The sequence below is a fragment of the Halospina denitrificans genome, from assembly GCF_004364635.1.
In the GTDB taxonomy this organism is placed as follows: Bacteria; Pseudomonadota; Gammaproteobacteria; order Pseudomonadales; family Oleiphilaceae; genus Halospina; species Halospina denitrificans.
In genome coordinates this window covers 279,805-306,077 of the sequence record NZ_SOAX01000002.1, presented here as the reverse complement: position 1 = coordinate 306,077, position 26,273 = coordinate 279,805, and the positions used below count along the sequence as shown (strand labels likewise).

The window sequence follows — 26,273 nt, the reverse complement described above, 5'->3', positions numbered from 1 at the left end:
AATTAGTCCTTCGTGACCCGGTTAGCTTCTTCCAGGCTGGTAGCGCCCTGGATGACTTTCTTGAGCGCGGACTGCCTCAGGTTGTCAAAACCTTCAGCACGCGCCTGCTTGCCCAGCTCAATGGAGCTGGCCTCGTTCATGATCATGGACTCCATCTCCTCGGTAACCTTGACGACTTCAAGGATGCCGACGCGCCCCTTATACCCTTTATTACATTTATCACAGCCCTTGGGTCTGTAAAGTGTAAACCCTGTATCAATCTGTTCCTCTGTGAAACCTTCCTTCAGGAGAGCCTCCCTGGGCACATCATAGGCTTCCTTGCAATTACTGCAGAGACGCCGCCCCAAGCGCTGCGCAATGATGAGGCTGACGGAAGTGGCGAGGTTGAACGAGGCCACCCCCATGTTCATCATCCGCGTCAGGGTTTCCGCCGCGCTGTTGGTGTGCAGGGTTGAAAGGACCATGTGACCGGTTTGAGCCGCCTTGATAGCGATGTTGGCGGTTTCGAGGTCCCGGATCTCGCCCACCATGATGATGTCCGGGTCCTGACGCAGGAAGGAACGCAGTGCCTCGGCAAAGGTCAGGCCCACCTTGTTGTTTACATTGACCTGGTTGACGCCTTCCAGGTTGATTTCGGCCGGATCCTCTGCCGTGGAGATATTCACTTCCGTCGTGTTGAGGATGTTCAGCCCGGTGTAGAGGGAAACCGTTTTCCCTGAGCCGGTTGGCCCAGTCACGAGGATCATGCCCTGTGGCTGGTGCAGGGCCTCCATATAGAGCTCTTTCTGGTCCTCCTCGTAACCAAGCTGATCGATGCCCATCTGGGCCGCTGTCGGATCCAGTATCCGAAGTACAATTTTCTCGCCCCAGAGCGTGGGCAGGGTGTTGACCCGGAAATCGATCGCCTTGGTCTTCGAAAGCTTAAGCTTGATCCGGCCGTCCTGCGGGACGCGCCGTTCAGAAATGTCCATCTGGGACATGATCTTCACACGGGCGGCGAGCTTATGGGACAGCTTGATCGAGGGCTTGGCTATCTCCTCCAGAATGCCGTCCGTCCGGTACCGCACGCGGTACATTTTCTCATAGGGCTCGAAGTGAATATCCGAGGCCCCTTTCTTGATCGCGTCCAACAGTATTTTGTTGACGTACTTGACGATAGGCGCATCTTCAACCTCTCTCGCATCAACGGCGTTCTTATCCTGGCCTTCCTCATCCTCGCCCGCTTCGAAATCGACATCACCCAGGTCCGAATCATCCATATCCTGCATGGACGTATCCTGGGATTCCAGATAGCGATCAATAGCCTGTCGCAGACTGCTTTCTTCGACCAGTACCGCTTCGGTGCTCAGGCCGGTGTGAAACTTGATCTCATCAAGGGCCTGAAGGTTTGTGGGGTCCGCCATAGCAACGAAAAGCCGATTTCCGCGCCGGATCAGTGGAAGCGCACTGTGGGAACGGATCAGCTTCTGGTCGACCAGGTTCTCGGGCATCATTTCCGGCGCGAAGGCGTTCAGGTCCATTACGGGGACCCCGAACTCCATCCCGGCCGAATAGGCCAGGGCCTGCCCTTGAGCCAGTTCGTTCTGGATCAGGTAGGTGATCAGTGGGATCCGGTCCCGGTTGGCTTGAACAAAGGCATCTCGAGCGACGCTATCGTCAAGTATGCCATCGTCAACAAAACGCCGGGCCAAACCAGTTAAAGTGACATTGGATGGATCAGAAGCCATGATTATCCGTTGATGATTGTTCGTAAGTGTGTCAACGCCTTGAGATCAGTAAAGCGCCAGTTGTGAGTCGTGAGTTTAGTCTCTGTAAAGCGGGTCAGCCAGTCATGAACGTCTGGGCAGGATGACGTTTTGCGTCACCCCGGCTGACCTTGAATGTCGCTTTTGGCGGTTTGTAGGGGCGGGGTGGCTGTTCTTGGTTCGTGTAGTACTCTGATTTTGCATGATAAATATTTAATAATCGGAGTTGGCACAAAACCTGCTACCATTAACTCAAGGCAATTCTTGTGAGGTTCAAGATGCCGTTAAACGAAATAATGACAACACCTTGGAGGTGCGCTTTATGCAATCCGTAACGACTAGTAAGCAGCAGGGCTTCACGCTTATCGAACTGATGATCGTGGTCGCGATCATCGGCATTCTTGCAGCAATCGCTGTGCCGCAGTATCAGAGCTACATTGCCCGGTCGCAGTTTTCTGAAGCACCGACACTAATGACTGCAGCCAAGACAACCATTGAAGAGCGTTATCTTTCTACTGGGTCCATAAAGGAGGCTTCTACCGAGACTGAGATTTCAGACCTGGGTATTAAACCAGTGGGTAAATACGGCTCAATCACAGAGATTTCGAATCCCGGTGGCAATGCTGGTGAGGCAGAGATTGACTTCGAGTTCGGCGCCGATGGTCAGGCTGTGAACGCTGACCTTAAAGGTGGCGTGGTAACCTTTGTGCGAGCTGCCGACGGTACATGGTCATGCACGACCGATGCATCCTCCGCTGGTGCCGACAGTCTTGATCCGTTTGCTACTGGCGAGTGTGCTCCCACCTAAACCGTGGTTGTAGATCCAGAAAAATAAATATATATCGATTAGAGGGGGTGGAGACCCCCTCTTTTTTACGTATGGCTCTCGGGAATACGGCCTAGACTATCCTTCCTGGGATTAAGCAATAACTAAGTGCCAGTATTCAGGGCGCCTTCGCAATCTATCAGAATATCTCCGCCGAATTGCTATAATAAGCTTGTGGGCTGTCCTTGCCGATCATTGTGGTGGTCCAAGCTACTGGGGGCAGGTCACCTTGGCGGCGGTGGATGGGGGATGCACTGGTGCTGCAACCGGCCTCAGTCTGGTATCTTTGTCGCTATCGCTGGCCTGTTGTCGGCATCCCATCCGCAGTTCATTTGGCTAGTAAAGGTGCGGAAGAGCCTCTTTCTTATTCCGGTCTGCATCAAAGTACTGCCGTTACTAACTGGATTCAGGTTTAAATTCATGGCGCACAAATACAGTCTGATTTTTCTTGTCGGTATAGTTAGTGTTGCTGCGCTATGTTTCGATCTTTATCCGTCCTTATTGGGCAGCTATGCCGATCGACGATTTGTGCTGACGTTTGTGATATTACTGACAGCGCCTTTGAGCGTTTTCGCAGGCTTCGGGCGGATGCGGGGAGTCGTTTACGGTTATTGGGTTTTCGTGGCGTCAGTGGTTTTTTCAGGCTTATTGGGTACCTCCGGTTCAGAATTTCTATATGTTGAGTCGGTCTTTTACCCGGCGCTTCTGTTATCCGTTGTGGGTATTGGGTATCTGATCAGTCAGCAGTCCCTCGCCGTCGCTGGTCTGTATGTAAACGCGGTGGTGGCAGGCGCTGTAGTCTATTCCCTTTTAACGCCGGCTGTGTATTTATTCGCAATCACGGATGGGGTAGGCCGCTTGGATCAATTTCTGCCCTGGGGGTTCTGGAATATCCGGTACTGGAGTCAGGTCGCTTCCTGGATGCTTCCAGTTCTGCCTTTGGCAGTTATGGTTGGCCCTCTGCGGGACAACCGGCTTTGGCGTTTGGGGGTCGCTATTACGGCCGGCATCTGGTGGTGGTTGGTATTGGTGTCTTCTGCTCGCGGCTGCGCGGTCGGGCTCATTGCTGCGTCGGTTTTGACGACTCTGCTCTTCGGAAAACCTGCTTGGCGTTGGCTTAGGGTGTTTGGAATACATCTCGGCTATGGATTGATTGTTTGGAGCCTGTTTTCTCTGGCAATCCCTTGGCTTCTTTTTGATCATCCGGAGATGCGAACTATTGGTTCTGACGCGTCTGGTCGTATACCACTGTGGTACGAAGCATGGAGAATGAGCTTACAGCATTTCCCTTTTGGTATGGGGTCGCAGTCATGGCTGACTCATGATGTGATTACGTCAGCCTATGAGGGAGGCAAAAAATTTGGGCATCCCCATAACATGTATCTGATGTGGGCAGCCGAGTACGGGTGGCTAGCGGTTGGGGGGCTGGCAGTTATTGGGTGCTCTGTTGTGCGGCGTCTATTCGTAGTGCGTCACCAAATGCAGTCTCAAAGGTTGGCGCCAGAGCATTCGGTATTAATCGTTGGTATAACTGCTTCGGTGATTGCTGCAATGGTTCATGCAGGAGTATCGGCTGTCTTGTTAGCGCCTTCTTCGTTGTTGATCGGCTTACTTATCGCAGGACTTTTCTGGGCATTGTTAACTCGTGATATTGAGTTGGGTCGCGATCAAGGTTGTGATCATCTTTACGGCCAAGTTGGGTGGGGGCGCTATAGCTTGTGCGTTATTGTAGTTGCGATCCTCGTTGTATGGCAGTTTGAGGTAATTAGGTACTATCAAGCAATGCGCGATGATGAGCCCTTGTACCTAGAGAATGTACCTCAGTCTAAAATGCCCAGATTCTGGATTCACGGTAATTTCCCGCGTAATGAGGAGTGGAGTTGGGGTGGTGATGATTAGGGCTTGTAAACAATAATAAACCATTTAAAATAACTGATCAGGGATTTTGAGGCGTCCAAAATCTGGGATTTAGCGTTAATTAAAAAGGTATTTCAATGGGAAAAATATCCACATACTATAAAAAGAAACAAATGGCCGAACAGCTCCAACAGGAAATCCAGAAAATGGAGGAAGACAAGGAGCTTCGGGAAGAGCTGGATTTCAAGGAAGACCTGAACCAGTTGATGCAGAAGTACGACAAGTCCGCCAAGGATATGCTGGAAGTTCTGGCTACCATGGATTCCGGTGTTCGAAATAGAATCGAGCAGGGCGGCAGCGGCGGTAACAGCGATGGCCGCAAGAAGCGTCCGCTGAAGACCTATCGCAACCCGCACACCGGTGAAGTGGTTCAGACCCGTGGCGGCAACCACAAGACGCTGAACGCCTGGCGCAAACAGCACGGCAAGGAAGAAGTGGCGCGCTGGCAGGAAGACTGACTCCGGGTCTTTGTGACTACTGCGGGCCGGGTGCTTCACGCTGGCGCCGGCCTGCGGTACCCTAGCGTTTTTCACCATCCAGGGATGAGCTATGCACGCTGTGATTCTATCCGGAGGATCCGGTACCCGTTTGTGGCCGCTATCCCGCGAGGCCTATCCGAAACAGTTTCTTGCACTTAACAGCAACGATTCCCTGCTTGAGGAGACGCTTCAGCGCGCCCGTGCAGTGCCGGCGTGTTCTGGTCTGCTGGCAATCACCAACGAAGCCCATCGTTTTATTGTAGCGGCGCATCTGCAGCGGCACGAGACGCCGGCAAGTGGCAGCCGTATCCTGCTTGAACCGGACGGGCGCAATACAGCCCCCGCGATTGCCCTTGCAGCCATGCAGATCCAGGCTGAAGAGCCGGCGGCGGTCATGCTGGTGCTCCCTTCCGATCATGTGATCCAGAATACGGATGCCTTTGTTGCGGCCGTCGAGGAGGGCATCAAGGCGGCGGAATCCGGGAAGCTGGTGACCTTTGGCGTCATGCCCTCGACGGCGCATACCGGCTATGGCTATATCCGCGCCGGTCAGCCCCAGCAGGGCGATGCGGCGTGGCTTCCGGTCCGCGAGTTCGTGGAGAAGCCGGATTCGCCAACAGCGGAGTCCTACCTGGCGGATGGTCATTACTACTGGAACAGCGGCATGTTCATGTTCCGTGCGGACCGTTATCTGGAAGAGCTTGAGCGCTTCCGGCCAGATATTCTCGAGGCCTGCCAGAAGGCCTGGGCGCAGCGCCAGGACGACCTTGATTTCGTGCGCGTGGGGGAAGAGGCGTTTGCTGCCTGCCCGGAGGATTCCATTGACTATGCGGTCATGGAGCGTACCGAAGAGGCCGTGGTTCTGCCGCTCGATGCTGGCTGGAGCGATGTGGGATCCTGGAGTTCGCTGTGGGAGCTGCACGACCAGGACGATGACGGCAATGTGGTTCGCGGCGATGTCCTGACGGAGGAAGTCACCCAGTCCTATCTCCACTCCGAGGGGCGCCTGATCGCTGCGATCGGTGTGGATAACCATGTCATCGTGGAAACGGACGACGTGGTCCTGGTGGCGGACAAGAACCGGGTCCAGGATGTGAAACGGCTGGTTTCACGGCTTCGGGAGGCCGGGCGTGACGAGTACCGGCTCCACCGCAAGGTGCACCGTCCCTGGGGCAGTTATGAGGGAATTGCACGCAGTGACCGCTTCCAGGTCAAGCGCATCACGGTCAATCCAGGGGCGACCCTGTCCCTGCAGAAGCACCATCACCGCTCGGAGCACTGGGTGGTGGTGAAGGGCTCGGCCGTTGTGACGCGCAGCGGCGAGGAAACGCTGCTGACTGAGGACCAGTCCACCTACATCCCCCTGGGCGTGGTTCACCGTCTGTCCAATCCGGGCGTTATCCCCCTGGAAGTTATTGAAGTCCAGACAGGGAGTTACCTTGGCGAGGATGATATTGTACGATTTGAGGATACGTACAACAGAGTCTGAATGAATGCGGGCCGGACGCCCGCTCACACAAGCAACCAAAGGGAGTTGGTATGGAAGACTGGTTACAGGAGTTCGATCCACTCGTTCAGGGTGCCCTCAGCAAGGCATTCCGCCTTATCGAACAGAGGGGCGGCGATGCACTCTCCATTGAAGACCTCCTTCTCGTGCTTCTGGAATCCCATTACCCGCTGGCAGCGTTCCTTCAAGGCCGGGGGGTGGACATCGATGAACTCGTGCGCGCCATCCAGTGTGAGCAGCCGATTGTGTCAGTGCCTTCCGAACAGGATGGATTTTCCCAGGATATGATTGCCTGGTTTGCACGGGCGCGGGAAAACAGCCGTGGGATTCGGGGCTTGGCACAACTGATGCGGACGCTTGTTCATGAGTGTGAGTGGTTGAGCCAGCGGGCCTATATTGCTGTTCTTGAACAGGTGGGGGAGCGGCAGTGGGGCGGGATTGATGACCACGGGGCAGCCCGGATCTCCGGGGTAGAGTCCGTGGCGCGCTCTCTGGCGCCGCTTGAATCAGGGGCCTGGCCGGCCTCGGACGAGGGATTTGCTCAGGCACGCAGGATCGCGGCACTTTCGGCTTCCGAAACATCCCCACTGCTGCAGATGCCCACTCGCTCCATCGTCCAGGCCAAGGGAATCATGACCTGTGCCGCGTCTGTTTATGCGGATTGTTTCGGTCAGTCGGTAGCTGCCTGGCACGTTCCGGTTGCTGCTCTTTCCCGTAACGGGAGGCGGATCAGTCAGGCGCTGAGCGAGGTTGCCCGGGGCTCTGAAGCCGCGAATCACTGGTTTTTCCTGGATGGTGTGCATCCGGAGCTCCTTGCCGCTGTCGTTGAGCGGGAAGGCATTCGGCCATGGGCGGAATTGGCAGCGGATCCGTCCACGGTCCTGGTCCTTGCTCACCCACCCGATGAGGCTGATTCCGGGACAACCACACGACTCTGCGCCCAACTCGGCCTTTCCTGGTCGGTCCTCTGGCAGCCGCGGGTCTCCGGAGCTGATGTTCTGAGGTATTGCCAGGACAATCAGCCGCGGCTGGAGGCATCAATTGGCATGACCGTGGAGATAGCGGCACTGAGACTCGCAGTGGCGGCCTCGACCGGCCAGGAACCAGCGATGGCGGTAGAGAATGGGCTCTGGCTGGACGCGGCGGCTGACTATGATCGCGCCGAGTCCATTCTTCGAGCTGCGGGGGCTCTCGTTCAATCCGAGTGGGCGCTTGGGCCTGTCCGGCTTGCGACACTCAGGAGCAGGGAGAGAATGGATGAACAGGCTGAATTACTGACCCTCGCCAGGGAGGATGCCACCGCTGCAAACCTGGTTGATGAGGCGGCGGCGCTTGAGAAGGTCGCTACCGAGGTGGACTGGCTGGAGCAGGTAAGAGCTGGTACGCCGGCCCTTGATAAGGCCGCTGTACTGCGTTGGCTGGAAAGCAGTGATTCGGCTTCGTCATCGCCCGACGGGTTCTGGTATGATGCGCGCTGCGTGAGTGTTGCCACAAGAGAGTAAGAGGATCATGCCAATAAATCTTAAAGCACTTTATGCGTCGTTACTGGCGGCACTGCCCGCGCCCTTTATCCTGGCGCTGGTGTTGATGGGAACCGACGCGGAACTGAATCTTGGTTCCATGCCACCCGTGGTCGCCTATCTGATCGCTTTTGTTGTTTTCGCGGTCGTTGCGTTTATTGCTACACGTCTGGCTACGCTTGGACAGGGTAGTGGTGCCGGAAAAGCCAGCAAGCCCAGAAAGAAAGCCCGTGGCGCAGACAGCAACGCCGAAGAAGGCACGGTGAAGTGGTTCAACGTCAAGAAGGGCTTCGGTTTTATCACCCGTGATAGCGGTGGCGATGTATTTGTCCATTTCCGGGCGATCGAAGGTGAGGGTCGCCGCGCCCTGCGTCAGGGCCAGCGTGTGCGCTACAGCGTGGTGGAGGCTGAGAAAGGCCTCCAGGCCAACGATGTCGTGACCCTGGACGACGAATAACCTTCAGTATATGGAACGGGCTCCGCTGGAGCCCGTTACCCCAGAAGCTTCTCCAGAATTCCCTCATAGATCCCGGACAGTGCTTCCAGATCCTCCGTTTTTACGCATTCATTTACCTTGTGAATGGTGGCGTTCACTGGTCCGAGCTCCACGACCTGGGCCCCTGTGGGGGCAATAAAACGTCCGTCCGATGTGCCGCCCGCCGTTGACAGGTGGGGGCTGATGCCCACCCGATCCCGGATGACCTCTGTTGCCGCGTCAATGAGGTTGCCTTCATCCGTCAGAAAGGGCGTACCACTCAGGTGCCACTCGATGTCGTAGTCGAGCCGGTGGCGTTCAAGCAGAAGAGCAACGCGCTCCTTAAGGGCGTCGGCACTGGTCTCCGTGGAATAGCGGAAATTGAATGCCACCTCCACGCTTCCGGGGACCACGTTGTTGGCGCCTTCGCCGGCACGCAGGTTGGTGATCTGGAAGCTTGTTGGCGGGAAATAGGTGTTGCCGGTATCCCATTCCGTATTCACCAGGTCCGTCAGCGCCGGAGCAGCACGATGGACGGGGTTATCCGCGAACTGGGGATAAGCCACATGCCCCTGTGTCCCCTTGATGGTGAGCGTGGCGGACAGCGACCCCCGGCGTCCATTCTTGATCGTATCGCCCACCTGGTTGGTGCTTGAGGGCTCGCCAACCAAGCACCAGTCGGGCTGGATGCCCTTCTCGGTCAGGGCCTCGACCACCCGTTTTGTTCCATCCTGGGCTGGCCCCTCCTCGTCGCTGGTGAGCAGCAGGGCAATGGATCCCTGGTGATCCGGGTTGGCTGCCACGAACCGTTCAACAGCACAGACGAAGGCGGCCACGCTCCCTTTCATATCGGCGGCGCCACGCCCATAGAGGTAGCCGTCACGGTCGGTTGGCTCAAAGGGCGGTGTCTGCCACTGATCTTCCGGTCCGGGAGGGACCACATCGGTGTGTCCGGCAAAGACAAACAGCGGCTGGCCCTCTCCCCGGCGCAGCCACAGGTTGTCCACATCGCCATAGCGGTAGCGTTCCGCCAGGAACCCCAGGGGCTCAAGGCGTTCGGTCAGCAGGGGCTGGCAACCCGCATCGTCGGGTGTTACCGATCGTCGGCTGATCAGCTCCCGCGCCAGTGCAAGCGTAGGGGCGTCCTGTTCCGTCATGGGGCCTCAGTTGTTCGCATGCAGTTCTTCGTTCAGCGCGATGGCGCTCTTGTTGGTACGGCACTCAACCGCCCCGGTCTCGGAGTTCCGGCGGAAGAGCAGGTCTGACTGTCCCGCGAGATCCCGGGCCTTCACGGTACGAACCTGCTCGTTGTTGTCGTCCAGCACTTGGACCTTGGTGCCCGCCGTTACATAAAGACCGGCTTCCACCGTGCAACGGTCCCCCAGCGGAATGCCGATCCCGGCATTGGCGCCAAGCAGGCACTCCCGGCCAAGAGAGATGACGATCTTGTTGCCGCCGGACAGGGTTCCCATTGTCGAGGAGCCGCCGCCCAGGTCGGAGCCTTCCCCAACCATGACGCCAGCCGAGATACGGCCCTCGATCATGGACTTGCCCTCGGTTCCGGCGTTGAAGTTGATGAACCCCTCGTGCATGACGGTGGTGCCCTCGCCAACAAAGGCGCCAAGGCGAACCCGCGCGGTATCCGCAATGCGGACCCCGCTGGGTACCACGTAATCGGTCATGGGCGGGAACTTGTCGACGGCCTTTACTTCCAGAATGCGCCCGGCGGCCCGCGCCTGGAGTTGGCGCTGGGAGAGTTCCTCCAGGTCGATGGCGCCTTCATTGGTCCACGCCAGGTTGGGCAGCAATGGGAAGATACCATCGAGGTTGACCCCATGGGGTTTGACCAGTCGATGGGACAGCAGATGGAGCTTGAGGTAGACCTCTGGCGTGGTGCTCGCCTTCTCATCCGTATCCAGAAGTGTGACCACGACCGGCAGGGAGCTTTCGCTGCTCTGGTCGGCAAGCTGGGCCTGATCCTCGTAACCGGCCTCTTCGAAGGCGTCCGCCAGGGTCTGGAGTTGGTTGGCATCCGCTTTAACGGCTGCGTTGCCTTCCAATCCATCCACGTTCTCGCGAACCAGCCGGGCGAGTTCCGCATCCGGCTGGTAGACGGGATGCTGGTAGTAGACCTCAAGCCATTCCTGTTTCTGGTTGCGGCTGCCAATGCCGATGCCAAATGCAAAACTCATGGTGGTCTGTTTCTCCTGGTGCTTGGATGACTATGGGTTATCTATAGGACTCATGATACACCGAACTGGTGTTTTTCCATGAATCGCGCAATACGTTTGGCTGCCTCGAGGCACTGGGCCTCCTCGGCTACCAGCGCCATTCGGACGCGGTTGCTGCCCGGGTTGATGCCGGCGCTCGTTCGGGAGAGATAGCTTCCGGGCAGCACCGTTACGTTTTCCTCGGCGAAAAGCTGCCTGGCAAAGGTCTCATCGTCCATGGGCGTCCTGGGCCAGAGGTAGAATCCCGCTTCCGGCATGCTAACGTCCAGCCAGGGCTCAAGGATTGGCAGCACGGCTTCAAATTTGCGTCTGTAGGCGTCGCGGTTCGCCACCACGTGGGTTTCGTCATTCCAGGCGTCGATGCTGGCCAGTTGGTGATGGATTGGCATGGCACATCCGTGGTAGGTCCGGTAGCGCAGGAATGCCGACAGCCTGTCCGCATCACCGGCAACAAAGCCCGAGCGCAGACCGGGGAGGTTGCTGCGTTTGGACAGGCTGTGAAAGGCGATGCAGCGGTTGAAATCCCTGCGGCCCATTGCTTTACAGGCTTCAAGGAGCCCGGTCGGTGGGTGTTCCTCGTGCGGATAGATCTCGGAGTAGCATTCGTCGGCGGCGATCACGAAATCATGTTGGTCCGCTTTGCTGATCAGGTATTCGTAGTCCGACTGGCCCATAACCGCGCCGTTGGGATTGCCCGGCGAGCAGACATAGAGCAGCTGGCAATGGTCCCAGGTCTCGTCGCTGATGCTCTCAAAGTCCGGAAGGCCGCCGCCGTCCAGGGTGGCGTTGATGAATAACGGCGTAGCCCCGGCAAGCAGGGCCGCCCCTTCGTAGATCTGGTAGAAGGGGTTGGGGCTCAGCACCACAGGGTTGTCCCCTGGCGCCAGGGCGGCCTGGGCAAAGGCAAAAAGTGCTTCCCGGGTACCATTGACGGGCAACACCTGGGTTTCCGGATCGAGGCCGCCATCACCAAGCCCAAAGCGACGGCTGGCCCAGGCGGCAATAGCCTCCCGCAACTCCGGCAGGCCCTTGGTGCCGGGGTATTGCGCAACCCGGTTCAGGCTCTTCGCCAGGGTTTCAAGAACAAAATCCGGCGCCGGGTGGCGGGGTTCGCCAATGGACAGGGGAATGGGCTCGACCGCCGGCGGTTCGACGCCGTCAAACAACGCGGCGAGTTTCTGGAACGGGTAGGGATGAAGTCGGGCAATATCGGGGTTCATGCGGAGGCGTCGCTTTCCTGGTGGCCGTTGAGTCCGGTGACCTCATCCAGCTGCTGGCAGAGGGAGTTGCGCACGGTTTCGCACAGTTGCGGGTCCTCCAGTGGGTTACCCTGCTCGTCGGTGACGAAGAAGATGTCCTCAACCCGTTCACCCAGTGTGGCAATCTTGGCGCTGACAAGCCGGATATGCTGTTCCAGCAGGATCCGACCGATTCGGGCGAGCAGTCCGGGCCGGTCGGGAGTGACCACTTCAAGGATTGTGCGCTGATTGGCCGTGTCCGTGGAGATCGTAACCTCGGTCGGGAAGGCAAAATGCTTGAGCTTGCGCGGTACCCGCCGCTCAATGATGGCCGGGTAGTCGTCCGGGTGGCTCAACTCCTCTACCAGCCGGTGCTGGATGTGATCGCGTCGTTCCGGGTCCTTGCCCAGGGGCTGGCCCTGCTCATCCACCACGATGTAGCTGCTCAGATTGTGCGCACCCTCTCCCGAGAGAATCCGGGCATCGACGATATTGAGATGGACCTGCTCAAGCACGGCAGTGGTCGCCGCAAAAAGTGCCCGGCGGTCCCTCACATAGATGATGATGTGGGTGTAGCCATCGGTGGGCCCACCCGTGGTGTCGCGGATCATCACCAGGGGTTTGGGGTCGGAGCCGTGCCGGATAATGGCGGCAGTCTGCCAGACGATATCGATGGTGGCGTCCTGCAGAAAGAAGTCATCATCCAGCGTGTTCCAGACCTCGTCGATGCTTTCGTTGCTGTAGCCCTGGGCGCGGAGCATATCCCGGGCCTCCTCGCAGGTGGCGCGGATCCAGTCGTTGCGGTCGAAGGGGCTGTCGATGCCGCGTCTCAGCACCCGGCGTGTCTCAATATAGAGCTGCCTGAGCAGCGAGTCACGCCAGGTATTCCAGAGGGTCGGATTGGTGGCGGCGATGTCGCAGACCGTCAATATGTACAGGTAGACCAGGTGGACGCGGCTCGGAATCTTGCGCGCGAACTCACGGATGATGGCCGGGTCCGAGATGTCACACTTCTGCGCTGTGAGTGACATGAGCAGGTGGTTCTCGATGAGCCAGGCAACCAGCTTGGTATCCCGATCGCTGAGGTAGTGCTGTTCACAGAAGCGGGTCGCATCAATGGCCCCAAGCTCGGAGTGATCACCGCCGCGCCCCTTGGCAACATCATGGAAAAGGCCGGCCACGTACAGCAGTTCCAGCTTGGGAAGCTGATGAACCAGTCGCGAGGCCAGCGGGAACTGGTCGCGCCCCTCCTCAGTCTGCATGAGCACCATGTTGCTGATCACCCGGATGGTATGGGCATCAACTGTATAGACATGGAAGAGATCATGCTGCATCTGGCCGATAATCCGCCCGAATTCCGGGAGATAGCGACCCAGAACATTGTAGCGCTTCATGTAGGACAGGGTGGTGTCCAGTTCATGGGGCGTGCGCAGCAGTTCCATGAAAAGAGAGTTACAGGCCAGGTTCTGCCGGAAGGCATCGTCAATCAGGTGGCGGTGCGCGCGTATGGCGCGGATGGTTGGTGCGCGGATTCCCTCGACTTCCGGGTGCTGCGCGAGCAGTACAAAGATCTCCAGCAGCGAGTAGGGCGCATAGGCGAACACCTGGGTGTTGGTGGCTTCCAGGTAATTGTTGCGGATCTGGAACCGGCGGTTCAGTGGCCGGATGTCCTCGGGATCTTCCGCCCTGAGTATCACCTCGTCCAGGTGTTGAAGGATGGCGTCCGCCAGCTCAGCGAGACCCAGAACGCAGCGGTAATACGCCTGCATCATCAGTTCAACGCCCAGCTGGTCGTCCTTGTCCTCGAATCCCAGCATGCGGGCCAGATCAAGCTGGTAGTCGAAGAGCAGCCGGTTCTCGTTACGCCCCGCCAGCAGTTGGAGCCCGTAACGCAGCTGCCAGAGAAAGGTCTCGCCTTCACGCAGGAGGGTGAACTCTTCGTCCGAGAGGATGCTGAAACGGACCAGGTCCGAGGGGTCGGCAAGCCCGAAATGGCGCCGGGCGATCCACATGATGGTCTGTATGTCGCGCAATGCCCCCGGCGCGCCCTTGATGTTGGGCTCCAGGTTGTACTCGGTAGCGCCGTACTTGCGATGCCGCGCCTGTTGCTCACGGCGTTTTGCCGCAAAATAGTCCCGGTCGGACAGGGTTTCCGTGGAGTACGCCCGTTCCCGAAGTGTTTCGGGGAGGGTCGTATTTCCGGCGATATGGCGTGTTTCCAGAAGGTTGGTCAGTATGGTCGCGTCTTCCCGGGCGGCGCTGACGCACTCCTCGATGCTGCGCACGCTGTGGCCGATATCCAGGCCCAGGTCCCAGAGCAGGGTGAGGAAGTTCGAGAGCGCGTCCTGCCAGCTGTCCGCATTGTCCTCGCCGGTCAGTATCAACAGGTCAATGTCGGAGTAGGGATGGAGTTCACCGCGCCCATAGCCGCCGACGGCGATCAGTGACAGGTTCTGTGCCTCGCTCAGGGGGGATTGGTTCCAGAGCAGGTGGAGGATCGCATCCATGATGCGGCTGCGACCGAACACCAGTGAGCGCACATCGGTTCCGGCACGGAATGCCTCTGCCATGGCCTGCTGGACCTGCGCGAGATGCTCGCGTACTGGCACCACCGGCGATTTCGCCGTGGCAATGTCGCCGGCGAGCCTGTCCAGGTCGAGGTGGTCCTGCGGATCAAAGTTGACCGCTGGTTGGTCCATTGTCAGCCGTACCCCCGGGCCGCCCGCATTGGTTTCCAGGCGGGAATTGACTGCTTTTGGGTGGCGGTCTGTCAGGCCGGTTCTTCGTCGCTTCTCAGCGTCAGAATCTCGTGCCCGTCCGCCGTCACCAGTATCGTGTGTTCCCACTGTGCTGACAGTTTGCGGTCGCGCGTCACCACTGTCCAGCCGTCGGGGAGTACCTTACTGTGGCGCTTGCCCTGGTTCACCATTGGCTCAATGGTGAAAGTCATGCCTTCCTGCAGCTCCAGGCCGGTTCCGGGCTTGCCAAAGTGCATGACCTGGGGCTCCTCATGGAAACCCTTGCCAATGCCGTGCCCGCAATACTCACGCACAATGCTGTAGTGATTGGATTCCGCGTGTTTCTGGATGGCGTCGCCAATGTCACCCAGTCGCGCGCCGGGCCGGACCAGCTCAATGCCCTTGAAAAGGCATTCCCGGGTAATGCGGATGAGCCGTTCGGCGGCGGGATTGGCGTTGCCGGCAATAAACATCCTGCTGGTATCGCCGTGGTAGCCGTCCTTGATGACGGTGACATCAATATTGAGGATGTCGCCGTTCTTCAGCAGCTTCTTCTCATTCGGGATGCCATGGCAGATCACCTGGTTGACCGAGATGCACACCGACTTGGGAAAACCCTTGTAGTTCAGTGGCGCGGGCACGGCGCCATGGTCAGTAATGAACTGGTGGCAGATTGTATCGAGCTCCTCCGTCGACACGCCGGGGCGCACGTGCTCCTCAATCATTTCCAGCACCTGCGCGGCCAGCCGCCCGGCGGCACGCATTTTCTCGATTTCATCCGGTGTTTTGATCTGAACGCTCATGCCACTCCCGAAACTGCCTTTTCAGAAAGCGGCATTCTAGCGATTTGCGCTCTGGATTGAAACGCCGTGGGTCGTCCTGAAGGTTCCGAGCTTCCGTTTTCGCCTGAATTATGGTAAAAAACGCGCGCCAAACGGGGAATCTCCAAAGGAGTGACCCGGGCAATTCAAAAATACACACACACATCGGCACATTATCCCGGGTGCCCCGCCGCAGGACGGTCAGGGGTTGGGTAATGGGATGTGTGGAGGCGTAACCCGATACTAAAAGGTGAAACTAAAATGGTACAGGTAAGCATGCGCGACCTGCTCAAGGCGGGCGCACACTTCGGACACCAGACGCGTTACTGGAACCCGAAAATGGGCAAGTACATTTTCGGCGCACGCAACAAGATCCATATCATCAATCTTGAACACACTGTTCCCGCTCTGAATCAGGCGCTCAGCCAGGTCCAGCAGATGGCGGAGAACAAGAACAAGATCCTGTTCGTCGGAACCAAGCGCTCCGCGAGCAAGATCGTCAAGGAAGAAGCACTGCGCTGCGGCATGCCCTATGTGGACCACCGCTGGCTCGGTGGGATGCTCACCAACTACAAGACCCTGCGTCAGTCCATTCGTCGTTACCGCGATCTGGAACAGCAGGATCAGGACGGCACCCTCGACAAGCTGACCAAGAAGGAAGCCCTTGACCGCCGTCGTGAAATGGCCAAGCTGGAACGCAGCATTGGTGGCATCAAGGACATGGGTGGTCTTCCCGACGCGCTCTTCGTTGTGGATGTTGACCACGAAGACATCGCGATCAAGGAAGCCAACAAGCTCGGCATTCCGGTGATCGGCATTGTTGACACCAACAGCGATCCCAAGGGTGTCGATATCGTGATTCCCGGGAACGATGATGCCATCCGTGCCGTACAGATCTATGTGCAGGCCGTTGCCGATGCTGTCATCGAAGGCACCCAGGCGGGTGGTGGTGCGGCCGACGAATTCGTCGAGGTCAGCGAAAACGAGGAAACCCAGACTCCGACGGCTGAATAAGCCGTCGCGGACTCTGGACTGGAACGAATCCAAATTTTAGTGGGGAAAAATCATGGCTGCGATTTCTGCCGCACAGGTTAAAGAACTTCGCGAGCGCACCGGCCTTGGCATGATGGAATGCAAGAAAGCGCTGGTCGCCGCTGACGGTGATGTGGATGCCGCGATTGAGGAGCTGCGCAAGTCCTCTGGTCTGAAAGCTGCCAAGAAGGCTGGCCGTACCGCCGCGGAAGGCGTGGTTATGCTGCACGTGGCTGACGATGGCAAGAGTGGCATGCTGCTTGAGGTGAATTCGGAAACTGACTTTGTCGCCCGCGACGATGCGTTTATGAAGTTCGCCAACAACGTCCTTAACGCCGCTGTTGAGGGCAAGCAGACCGACGTTGAAGCGCTGATGCAGGGTGAGCTGGAGAAGGAACGTGAAGAGCTCGTGCAGAAGATTGGCGAGAACATCACGGTCCGTCGGGCGGTGCACCTCGAAGGTGAGAACGTGGGTGGCTACGTTCACTCCAATAACAGCATGGGCGCGCTCGTCGCCCTGAAGGGCGGTGACGCTGAGCTGGCTCGCGATCTGGCCATGCACGTAACCGCGGTAAACCCCCGTGTCGGCCGTCCGGACGAAATGCCCGAGGAAGAAGTCGAAAAGGAACGTGCTGTTATCCGTGCCCAGCCTGATATGGAAGGCAAGAAGCCCGAGATTGTCGAGAAGATGATGGAAGGCCGGATCAACAAGTACCTCAAGGAAATCAGCCTGGTGAAGCAAGGGTTTGTGAAGAACCCGGATCAGGCCGTCGAGGATCTCCTGAAGGAGAAGGGTGCGGACCTGGATACGTTCGTGCGCTATGAAGTCGGCGAGGGCATTCAGAAGGAAGAGACTGATTTTGCCTCGGAAGTTGCCGCGCAGCTCAAATCCTGATTGCTGCATACAGGGTGATGGGTAACATCACCAGGGTGGATGGTCACTGTGATCACCCACCCAGTCCAGGCCGCACCGTTCCTGCTTTGATGGGCTTGAACGGATGCGGCCGGTTTGTATACAGGGTGGTAGTCTTTCGGGACTGCCAGCCAGCCACCGACGGTTACGAGGTCAGCAGCCATGCCCAAACCCACGCAGAGTACCGCTCAAACCCGATACAATCGCGTCCTTCTCAAACTCAGTGGCGAGGCCCTGATCGGGGAGCATGAGTTCGGGATTGATCCCAAGGTTCTGGATCGTATGGCTGTTGAGATTGATGCCCTGGTGGGGATCGGCGTCCAGGTGGGTATTGTGATCGGCGGCGGGAACCTTTTCCGGGGTGCCGCGCTGAGCGAGGCGGGCATGGACCGGGTCACCGGCGACCATATGGGGATGCTGGCAACCATGATGAATGGCCTGGCCATGCGCGATGCCCTGGAGCGCTCCAATATCCAGAGCCGGGTGATGTCGGCAATCCCAATGAGTGGCATCGTTGAGCATTACGACCGTCGCGAGGCGATGCGGGATCTAAAGGGAGGCGATGTCGTGGTGTTCTGTGCAGGCACCGGCAACCCTTTCTTTACGACCGACTCCGCGGCCTGTCTGCGAGGAATCGAGATCGATGCCGATGTGGTGCTCAAGGCAACCAAGGTGGATGGTGTCTACTCGGATGATCCGGTTACCAATCCGGATGCGTTCAAGTATGAGCGCCTGACGTATGATGAAGTACTGGAGCGGCGCCTTGGGGTTATGGACCTGACGGCCATCTGTCTTTGCCGTGATCATAACCTTCCGGTTAGGGTTTTCAACATGAACAAGCCCGGCGTACTCAAGCAGATCGCCCTTGGCGGCGATGAAGGAACATTGATCGAGGAAGCCTGAACCTGTTGGCATTGAAAGAAACCAATGGAAAGCGGCCAGATTCAATAGAGGGTGGATAAGTGATAGATGATCTGAAGAAAGACGCTGACGAGCGCATGAAAAAAGCCGTTGACTCGGTGACCAAGGCCTTTAAGCGGATCCGCACGGGGCGGGCTCATCCCAGCATTCTGGATGAGGTGAAGGTGGACTATTATGGCCAGATGACGCCTTTGCAGCAGGTGGCCAATGTGGCCGTGGAGGACGCGCGCACATTGACCGTCTCGCCCTGGGAAAAAAGCATGGTTCCCAAGATTGAGAAGGCCATCATGACCTCGGATCTCGGGCTGAACCCCGCAACGTCCGGTGAAGTTATCCGTATTCCGATGCCGGCGCTGACCGAGGACAGCCGCAAGGAATACGTCCGCCACGCCCGTAATGAGGCGGAATCGGGTCGTGTTGCCGTGCGCAATGTCCGCCGGGACGTCAATAGTGATCTCAAGGAGCTTCTCAAGGACAAGGACATCACCGAGGACGAGGAGAAGCGGGCGATGGATGACATCCAGAAGCTGACCGATAAGCACAACGCCCGCATTGACGAGATGCTGAAGGAAAAGGAAAACGACCTGATGTCCATGTAAGGGCGTGCGGTGGAAGACTCCGGCCCTGGCACCCGAGGCGAGAATGACAGATACGGAACGCGAAACACGGATATCGCCACTGCAGGGCTGCCCAAGGCATGTGGCGGTGATCATGGATGGCAATAACCGCTGGGCCCGGGCCAGGGGCCTCAGGGGGGTGGCCGGCCATAGAGCCGGGGTGAGTGCCGTGCGGGCGGCTGTTGAGACCTGCGGTAAGTCGGGCGTTGAGATACTCACGCTTTTTGCGTTCAGCAGTGAAAACTGGCGTCGGCCCGAGGAGGAAGTGGGTGCCCTGATGACCCTGTTCCTGAGGGCGCTGACCCGGGAGGTGCGCAAGCTCCGGGAAAACAACATCCGTTTGAGTTTTATCGGCAATCGCAACCGGTTCAGCAAGACCCTGCAGTCGCATATGGACGAAGCAGAGGCGAGCACGGCCCACTGTACGGACATGGAGCTTGTTGTCGCCGCCGATTACGGGGGCCGGTGGGACATAACCCAGGCCACTCGGCGGATTGGTGCGGAAATTGAAGCGGGTCGACTTCGCCCGGATGATGTCACGGAAGACCTGTTCCAGCGCTATCTGTGTCTGGGTGATCGACCCATGCCGGACCTGCTTATCCGCACCGGGGGCGAGCAGCGCATCAGCAACTTCCTGCTCTGGCAGTTTGCCTATACGGAATTCTACTTTGCGCCCGAGTATTGGCCGGATTTCCGTCATCAGCAGATGCGGGCCGCGCTTGAGGATTACTCCTCCCGCCAGCGCCGGTTTGGCCGGACTGCGGAGCAGGTATCCGCCAGGACCGCGACCACTGATTCCCACTAGAGAGAGACCTTCGTGCTCAGACAGCGAGTGATTACCGCCCTGGTTCTGGCCCCCATCATCGTTGGTGGCCTGTTTTTCCTGCCCCCCGTAGGCTTCGCGCTCTTTACGGCGCTTGTGCTCGCGATTGCGGGCTGGGAATGGGCCAACATAGCGGGCATCGAAACCCAGCCCGGCCGCTGGGGTTATGCGCTGGTGATCCTTCTGGTGATGGGGCTGAGCTATGCGGCGCCGGTAATTCCGATCCTGGGTGCCCTGATGGTTTTCTGGGTTCTGGTGGCCATTGCCGTGGTCCGTTACCCCGCCATGGAACAGGTCTGGGCACCGGTTCCCGTCAGGCTTGCCATGGGGGTTGCTGTCCTCGCGGGTGCCTGGTTGGCACTCAACCATCTGCGGGTCGGTGCCCTGCAGTTGGGCGGCGCCACCAGCAATCTCCTGCTGATTCTCTATACATTCCTGGTTGTGTGGGCCGCCGATATCGGCGCCTATTTTGCCGGGCGGGCACTGGGCAAGCGTAAGCTGGCGCCGGCCGTGAGCCCGGGGAAAACCCTTGCCGGCGTCTGGGGTGGGCTTCTGGTGGTCGCGCTTCTTGCCACCGGGGTGGGGCTGTGGTTTGAGTTGCCGCCGATGGTGTTTATCCAGTTCCTGCTCGTCTCCCTGATTACGGCGGTCGCCTCAGTATTCGGCGATCTTTTTGAAAGCATGCTCAAGCGCCACAGGGGTATCAAGGACAGCAGCCAGTTGCTGCCGGGGCACGGCGGCCTGCTGGACCGCCTGGACAGCCTGGTGGTTGCGATACCGGTTCTGGCGTTGTGCTTTACGGCGCTTGGATGGCTGAAATGACACCACAGAATGTCACTGTCCTGGGAGCGACCGGTTCCATCGGGACCAGCACACTGGATGTGATTGCCCGTCACCCGGAGCGGTTTCAGGTCTTTGCGCTCAGCGCTCACAGCCAGGTTGAAGCACTTGGCCGCCTTTGCCAGCGGTTCCGGCCGCGCTATGCGGTCATCAGCGAGCCTTCCCGCCTTTCCGAGCTTCGGGATGCGCTGGCAGGAACCGGAACCGAGGCGCTCTCGGGGGAGCAGGGGCTCTGTGAGGTGGCAGCAAGCTCCGAAGTCGACATGGTTATGGCTGCCATTGTTGGAGCCGCCGGGCTTGTGCCTACCCTGTCAGCCATCGAGCAGGGCAAAAAGGTGCTGCTTGCCAACAAGGAAGCGCTGGTCATGTCCGGTGGGCTGTTTATGGAGGCGGTGACGCGTTACGGAGCCACCCTTTTACCCATAGATTCCGAGCATAACGCGATCTTTCAGTGTCTGCCCCAATCACACCCGGTTGCCATGGGTGATGCTGGCGTTACCCGCATCCTCCTTACCGCCTCGGGGGGGCCTTTCCGGAATGCCTCCCGGGAAGAACTGGCACAGGTCAGGCCGGATCAGGCGTGCGCCCATCCCAACTGGTCCATGGGCCGGAAAATATCGGTGGATTCGGCAACCCTGATGAACAAGGGACTGGAGCTCATAGAGGCGTGCTGGCTGTTCCAGACAACGCCCGAGCACATCGAGGTGCACGTGCACCCGGAGAGCATCATCCATTCGATGGTGGAGTATCGGGACGGGTCCGTTCTGGCGCAGCTTGGGAGCCCCGACATGCGCACGCCGATTGCCAATGCCCTGGGCTGGCCTGAGCGCATCGACGCCGGCGTAGCCTCCCTTGATCTGTTCGAGCTCGCCTCCTTTCACTTTGAAAAACCGGACCTGGAGCGCTTCCCGAGCCTGCGGCTTGCCGCCGAAGCATTCCGCGCCGGCGGAACAGCGCCAGCCGTGCTCAATGCGGCCAATGAGGTCGCTGTGCAGGCGTTTCTGGAGGAGCGGATTGCCTTTACCCGGATTGCCGGTGTGGTGGAAGAGACGCTGGCCCATATTACCCCGGTCCCCGTGGATTCCATTGAGGTGGTGATGACGCAGGACGAGCGTGCGCGCGAGTACGCGGCACAGTGCATTGAATCCCGCCCCGTCATGCAACGCGAATGGGAGAAGAATTAGACCATGGCTGTGATTCAGACCGTTCTCGCCCTGATCGTTACCCTCGGGATCCTTGTTACCGTCCATGAGTTCGGCCATTTCTGGGTGGCCCGCCGGGCCGGCATCCGGGTTTTGCGTTTTTCGGTCGGCTTTGGAAAGCCGCTGCTGCTCTGGAAAGACCGCTACGGAACCGAATTCGCTGTTGCGGCCATTCCTCTCGGCGGCTATGTCCGCATGCTTGATGAGCGGGAAGGGGATGTTCCGGAGGAAGAGCGTCATCTGGCGTTCAATCGCCAGACCCCGGCACGACGCATCGCGGTGGCGTCTGCGGGCCCTATCGCCAACTTCATTTTTGCGATATTCGCCTACTGGCTGTTGAGTGTAATCGGCTTCACGACCATTGCCCCGGTTGTCGGCAGTGTTGAGCCCGAGTCGCCGGCTGCCCGCATGGAGCTTGCCGAGGGTATGGAGGTGGTTGCCGTTGATGGGCGTGAGACGCCGTCCTGGCGTCATGTGGGCATGGCACTGCTGCAGCGCGCCGGTGAACAGGGCCAGGTTACCATGTCACTGCAGGATCAGGGCAGGGAGGTTACGCGCTCGGCGATGCTCAACGGCTGGCTTTCCGGTGCCCGTGATCCGGACCCCGTCCGAGAATTCGGCATTGAGCCCTGGCGGCCGGACATCCCGTCCGTCCTGGGTCAGATCAGGCCTGATAGCCCGGCCGAGGACGCGGGACTGCGCAGCGGCGATGAAATCATTGAAGCGGGTGGTAAACCGGTGGCGGACTGGTTTGAGCTGGTTGATATCATCCGCGCTTCCCCCGGCAGCGAACTGACCCTGCGTATTCGTCGGGAGGGTGAAGAGCGCACACTGGCCGTGACGCCGGAGGAGACTCAGCTGGAGGATGGCGAAACGGTTGGCCGGATCGGAGCCGGTGTTCAGTCCGTCTCCTGGCCGGAGGAAATGCAGCGAGCTACCCGTTTCGGCCCCGTAGAAGCGGTGCCTGAAGCGTTCGGCCAGTTCTGGAATGATACCCGAACCACCCTGGTGGCGGTCGGCAAGATGGCCAGCGGGCTGCTCTCGGTCCGCAATATCAGCGGCCCCATCACCATCGCCCGGGTGGCGGAAACCACGGTCAGCTCCGGTTTCGAGTCCTTTATGCGCTTTCTCGCCTACCTCAGCATCAGTCTCGGCATCATAAACCTGCTTCCCATACCGATTCTGGATGGCGGGCATATCCTTTTTTATGCCTGGGAATGGATTCAGGGAAAGCCTTTGCCCGAGGCCGTTCAGGCGATATGGCTGCGTGTTGGACTCGTGTTGATCGGTACGTTGATGGTCCTGGCACTTTACAATGACGTGCTGCGGTTGTGAGAATTAGCCGGCTTTGCCGGCATTGGCACCATGGTCAGGCATAAAATCCGTGATAGCGCAGAATGTATTCTGGCACAGCCGGTTCGTTACCCTTGTTATGCGCTATTACCAAGTCACTATTGCAATCAGGCGACTATTAATTACATGAAAGGCTTCTTGCGGAATGTGTTGCCGGCGATGGTGCTGGCGTTATGGGTGCCGACAGCAGCGCCGGAATCCTTCACCGTCTCCGATATTGAGGTCGAGGGCCTGCAGCGGGTTTCCGCCGGTAACGTCTTCGGGGCACTTCCAGTCGAGATCGGGGACCGGGTCAATAACAACCTTCTATCCGAATCCATCCGCACGCTGTTCCGTACAGGTCTTTTCTCGGATGTATCGCTCGCACGGGATGGTGACATCCTGATCGTGGAGGTAGAGGAGCGTCCATCCATCAGTGATATAGAAGTCGAAGGCAACGAGAATATTGAAACGGAACAGCTCATGGAGGGCATGCGCCAGGCCGGCGTCGAGGAAGGACAGATCTTCCAGCGGGCTACCCTTGAACGTCTCGAGCTTGAAATTCTCCGTTCCTATGTTGCCCAGGGGCGTTACAACGCGGATGTCCAGGCAGAGGTTGAGGAACTCCCCCGAAATCGTGTGGCCATCAACTTCAATATCAACGAAGGTGACGTGGCCGCTATCCAGCACATCAATATCATCGGCAATGAGGAATACAGCGACAGTGACCTCATCAGCCGGATGGCGCTTCGCGAGACCGGCTGGTGGAGCTCCATCACCAACAAGGACAAATACGCGCGGGAGAAGCTCTCTGGGGACCTGGAAACCCTGCGCTCCCACTACCTGAACAATGGTTTCGTGGACTTCACGGTGGAATCGAGCAATGTCTCACTTGCACCGGATAAACAGAAGGTGTTTGTGACCCTGGCGATTGATGAGGGGCCCCAGTACAGTGTTCGCGAGGTCAAGCTGGAAGGTAACCTCATTGTTCCGAAGGAAGAACTTGAGAAGCTGATTGTGCTTGAGCAGGGAGAAACCTTCTCCCAGCAGCGGATGACAATGACCAGTAACCTGATTACCCGGCGGCTGGGGCGGGAGGGCTACAGCTTCGCCAATGTTGAAGGCGTTCCCCAGGTTCACGAGGATGGGACCACGACCGTGGTGTTTGAGGTGCAGCCGGGCAAACGAACCTATGTGCGCCGCATCCATTTCCGGGGCAATACCGCGACCCATGACGAGGTGCTGCGCCAGGAGATGCGGCAGATGGAAGGCGGCGTTGCCTCCAGCGACCGCATCGAGTCGTCCCGCACGCAGCTTGAACGGACTGGCTTTTTCCAGCAGGTCAACGTGGATACCTCACCTGTTGCCGGCACCGACGACCAGGTGGACGTAACCTACACGGTGGAAGAACAGCCCACCGGGAGTCTTTCGGCGAACATCGGTTTCTCCCAGGTTTCAGGCTTGATCTTCGGCGCCGACATTTCCGAGAAGAACTTCTTCGGGACAGGGCGTCGCGCCTCTTTCGGGGTCAATTCCAGTCAATCCGTGAACAGCGCCAATATTTCCTATACCAATCCGTTCTACACGGTGGATGGGGTCAGCCGGGGCTTCAGCCTTCAGGCCCGGGAAACGGATTTTGAAGAGGAGGACATTTCCTCCTTCGTCCTGGATACCATCACGGCACGTATGACCTTTGGCTATCCGATCAGCAATAACACCCGGCTGAACTTCGGGCCGGGGTACAGCTACAATCGGGTCAAAGCAGGTCGCTTCCCGGCTGTTGAGATCTCCAATTTCATCGATGAGGAGGGAGACTCTCAGAGTGCTTTCCTGCTGAGTGGTTCCATCGTTCGCAATACCCACAACCGGGGCCGGATGCCGACGTCGGGCTCACGCAACAGCCTCAGTATTGAGTCTGCCGTTCCGGGCAGTGCTCTGACTTATTTCAAGATCCGGCACAAAACGGATTCCTTCTTTCCCATAGACAGCCGGCACCGCTGGGTTGGACGGCTGAGAACGGAAGTCGGGTATAGCGACGGGTATGGTGATGTAAACGCCACCCCTTTCTATGAGCATTTCTTTGCAGGTGGTTATGGCTCGGTGCGCGGTTATGAGGCCAACTCGCTTGGTAATGAATCCACGCCAGCAGATGACGCGATGTTCCAGAGGGAGCGTCCCTTCGGTGGTAACGTACTGGTTGAAACCAGTGCCCAGCTCATCTTTCCCGTGCCCTTCGCCGCGGACAGTCGCAGCATGCGGACGGCGGTATTCGTGGATGGCGGAAACGTGTTTGATACCACACGCGGCTTTGACCCCGCCGCGGATGAGATCCGCTATGCGGCCGGGATCAGTTTTGAGTGGATCACGGCAATCGGTCCGCTTGGGTTCAGTCTTGCCGAGCCCCTCAACAGCCAGGCCGAGGACGATACCCGACGATTCCAGTTCTCCCTCGGCCAGCAATTCTGAGCGGGTGGTCTGGAAGATTTAATGATTGGGCGGCAGAATGGGGGCCCACTACAATTGACCACAATCAATCAAGGAGCGTGGTGATGCATGGAATAAAACAGGTAACAGCGGTAATGATGCTGTTGTTGGCGGCGATGCCGGTACTGGCGGAAAACAGGATTGGCGTGGTCAATCTGCGTGAAGCCGTGTTCTCGTCCGATGCAGGCAGCGAGTTTGGCGATGTGATTCAGGGTGAGCTCAAGAAGGAGCAGGAGTCGATCAGGGCCCTGGAGGAGGAGGCGAAAGAGCTGCAGGAGCGGCTGAAAACCGATGGATCCATGATGAATGAATCGGAGCGCGGCGACCTCGAAAGCGAATTTGAGCAGAAGGCGCGTGAATACCAGCAGCGCCGCGCCAGGTTCGAACAGGCGGTGAGCCAGCGCCAGCAACAGTTCCTCCAGCAGTCGCGTCCGGCCGTGGACGCGGCCATGGAGAAGCTGCTGGATCAGCATGACCTCGATCTGATTATCCCCGGCGAAGCAGTGATCTATGTTAAGCCGGATCTGGACCTGACTGACGAGATGATCGAGTTGCTGGATGCACAGGCCGAATCCGGGTCCTGATGATGGGCGATTGAGTAGCTGGAGTGTG

22 protein-coding genes are annotated in these 26,273 nt (G+C 58.4%); 16 read left to right on the top strand and 6 right to left on the bottom strand.

Annotation, left to right across the window (positions count from 1 at the left end; genetic code table 11):
* Nucleotides 1-2: 2 nt before the first annotated feature.
* Nucleotides 3-1,727, bottom strand: coding sequence for a type IV-A pilus assembly ATPase PilB (gene pilB / locus DES49_RS05040; RefSeq protein WP_133735295.1), 1,725 nt, complete (start codon nucleotides 1,725-1,727; stop codon nucleotides 3-5).
* 340 nt (nucleotides 1,728-2,067) lie between these two features.
* Here pilB and DES49_RS15710 point away from each other — a divergent pair, with 340 nt between their 5' ends.
* From DES49_RS15710 to DES49_RS15705, 6 genes are all read left to right on the top strand, one after another.
* Nucleotides 2,068-2,553 carry a pilin gene (locus DES49_RS15710; protein WP_133735294.1) on the top strand — a complete coding sequence of 162 codons (486 nt, stop codon included), beginning with the start codon at nucleotides 2,068-2,070 and terminating at the stop codon, nucleotides 2,551-2,553.
* Nucleotides 2,554-2,991: 438 nt separating this feature from the next.
* Nucleotides 2,992-4,470, top strand: a complete 1,479-nt coding sequence (locus tag DES49_RS05030; protein WP_166645991.1) for an O-antigen ligase family protein — start codon at nucleotides 2,992-2,994, stop codon at nucleotides 4,468-4,470.
* Between the two features lie 95 nt (nucleotides 4,471-4,565).
* Nucleotides 4,566-4,946 (top strand): histone-like nucleoid-structuring protein, MvaT/MvaU family, encoded by a 381-nt coding sequence (locus DES49_RS05025; protein WP_133735292.1) that lies wholly within the window; start codon nucleotides 4,566-4,568, stop codon nucleotides 4,944-4,946.
* 91 nt (nucleotides 4,947-5,037) lie between these two features.
* Entirely contained in the window at nucleotides 5,038-6,456 is a 1,419-nt protein-coding gene (locus DES49_RS05020; RefSeq protein WP_133735291.1) for a mannose-1-phosphate guanylyltransferase/mannose-6-phosphate isomerase, read from the top strand.
* Between the two features lie 50 nt (nucleotides 6,457-6,506).
* A complete protein-coding gene (locus tag DES49_RS05015) occupies nucleotides 6,507-7,976 on the top strand; it encodes a hypothetical protein (RefSeq protein WP_133735290.1) in 1,470 nt (489 codons plus the stop codon).
* Between the two features lie 7 nt (nucleotides 7,977-7,983).
* Nucleotides 7,984-8,451, top strand: a complete 468-nt coding sequence (locus DES49_RS15705) for a cold-shock protein (protein WP_166645990.1) — start codon at nucleotides 7,984-7,986, stop codon at nucleotides 8,449-8,451.
* Between the two features lie 35 nt (nucleotides 8,452-8,486).
* Here the strand turns inward: DES49_RS15705 and dapE are convergent, their stop codons facing one another.
* From dapE to map, 5 genes are all read right to left on the bottom strand, one after another.
* The gene (dapE, locus tag DES49_RS05005; RefSeq protein WP_133735289.1) at nucleotides 8,487-9,626 is read right to left on the bottom strand and encodes a succinyl-diaminopimelate desuccinylase; all 1,140 of its coding nucleotides are present in this window, start codon (nucleotides 9,624-9,626) and stop codon (nucleotides 8,487-8,489) included.
* Nucleotides 9,627-9,632: 6 nt separating this feature from the next.
* Entirely contained in the window at nucleotides 9,633-10,661 is a 1,029-nt protein-coding gene (gene dapD / locus DES49_RS05000) for a 2,3,4,5-tetrahydropyridine-2,6-dicarboxylate N-succinyltransferase (protein ID WP_133735288.1), read from the bottom strand.
* A 50-nt stretch (nucleotides 10,662-10,711) separates the two neighbouring features.
* A complete protein-coding gene (dapC, locus tag DES49_RS04995; RefSeq protein ID WP_133735287.1) occupies nucleotides 10,712-11,920 on the bottom strand; it encodes a succinyldiaminopimelate transaminase in 1,209 nt (402 codons plus the stop codon).
* The gene (locus tag DES49_RS04990) at nucleotides 11,917-14,637 is read right to left on the bottom strand and encodes a [protein-PII] uridylyltransferase (RefSeq protein ID WP_133735286.1); all 2,721 of its coding nucleotides are present in this window, start codon (nucleotides 14,635-14,637) and stop codon (nucleotides 11,917-11,919) included. The genes dapC and DES49_RS04990 overlap by 4 nt, the downstream gene beginning before the upstream one ends.
* Nucleotides 14,638-14,708: 71 nt before the next feature.
* On the bottom strand, nucleotides 14,709-15,479 hold the full coding sequence (map, locus tag DES49_RS04985) for a type I methionyl aminopeptidase (protein ID WP_133735285.1): 771 nt from the start codon (nucleotides 15,477-15,479) through the stop codon (nucleotides 14,709-14,711).
* Between the two features lie 279 nt (nucleotides 15,480-15,758).
* On the opposite strand from map, the gene rpsB reads away from it, so the two are divergent.
* From rpsB to DES49_RS04935, 10 genes are all read left to right on the top strand, one after another.
* Nucleotides 15,759-16,511 (top strand): 30S ribosomal protein S2, encoded by a 753-nt coding sequence (rpsB, locus tag DES49_RS04980; RefSeq protein WP_133735284.1) that lies wholly within the window; start codon nucleotides 15,759-15,761, stop codon nucleotides 16,509-16,511.
* Nucleotides 16,512-16,563: 52 nt separating this feature from the next.
* Nucleotides 16,564-17,424 (top strand): translation elongation factor Ts, encoded by an 861-nt coding sequence (gene tsf, locus DES49_RS04975; protein ID WP_133735283.1) that lies wholly within the window; start codon nucleotides 16,564-16,566, stop codon nucleotides 17,422-17,424.
* Between the two features lie 180 nt (nucleotides 17,425-17,604).
* Nucleotides 17,605-18,345, top strand: a complete 741-nt coding sequence (pyrH, locus tag DES49_RS04970) for a UMP kinase (RefSeq protein ID WP_133735282.1) — start codon at nucleotides 17,605-17,607, stop codon at nucleotides 18,343-18,345.
* 59 nt (nucleotides 18,346-18,404) lie between these two features.
* Nucleotides 18,405-18,962: a ribosome recycling factor gene (gene frr, locus DES49_RS04965; RefSeq protein WP_133735281.1), complete on the top strand. Its 558-nt coding sequence runs from the start codon at nucleotides 18,405-18,407 to the stop codon at nucleotides 18,960-18,962.
* A gap of 43 nt (nucleotides 18,963-19,005) precedes the next feature.
* On the top strand, nucleotides 19,006-19,785 hold the full coding sequence (uppS, locus tag DES49_RS04960) for a polyprenyl diphosphate synthase (RefSeq protein ID WP_133735280.1): 780 nt from the start codon (nucleotides 19,006-19,008) through the stop codon (nucleotides 19,783-19,785).
* Nucleotides 19,786-19,797: 12 nt separating this feature from the next.
* Complete coding sequence (locus DES49_RS04955) at nucleotides 19,798-20,625, top strand: phosphatidate cytidylyltransferase (RefSeq protein WP_133735279.1); 828 nt, start codon at nucleotides 19,798-19,800, stop codon at nucleotides 20,623-20,625.
* A complete protein-coding gene (gene ispC, locus DES49_RS04950) occupies nucleotides 20,622-21,827 on the top strand; it encodes a 1-deoxy-D-xylulose-5-phosphate reductoisomerase (protein ID WP_133735278.1) in 1,206 nt (401 codons plus the stop codon). The genes DES49_RS04955 and ispC overlap by 4 nt, the downstream gene beginning before the upstream one ends.
* A 3-nt stretch (nucleotides 21,828-21,830) precedes the next feature.
* A complete protein-coding gene (gene rseP / locus DES49_RS04945; RefSeq protein WP_133735277.1) occupies nucleotides 21,831-23,180 on the top strand; it encodes an RIP metalloprotease RseP in 1,350 nt (449 codons plus the stop codon).
* Nucleotides 23,181-23,324: 144 nt separating this feature from the next.
* Entirely contained in the window at nucleotides 23,325-25,643 is a 2,319-nt protein-coding gene (gene bamA / locus DES49_RS04940) for an outer membrane protein assembly factor BamA (protein ID WP_133735276.1), read from the top strand.
* Between the two features lie 83 nt (nucleotides 25,644-25,726).
* Complete coding sequence (locus tag DES49_RS04935) at nucleotides 25,727-26,245, top strand: OmpH/Skp family outer membrane protein (protein WP_133735275.1); 519 nt, start codon at nucleotides 25,727-25,729, stop codon at nucleotides 26,243-26,245.
* Nucleotides 26,246-26,273 lie beyond the last annotated feature (28 nt).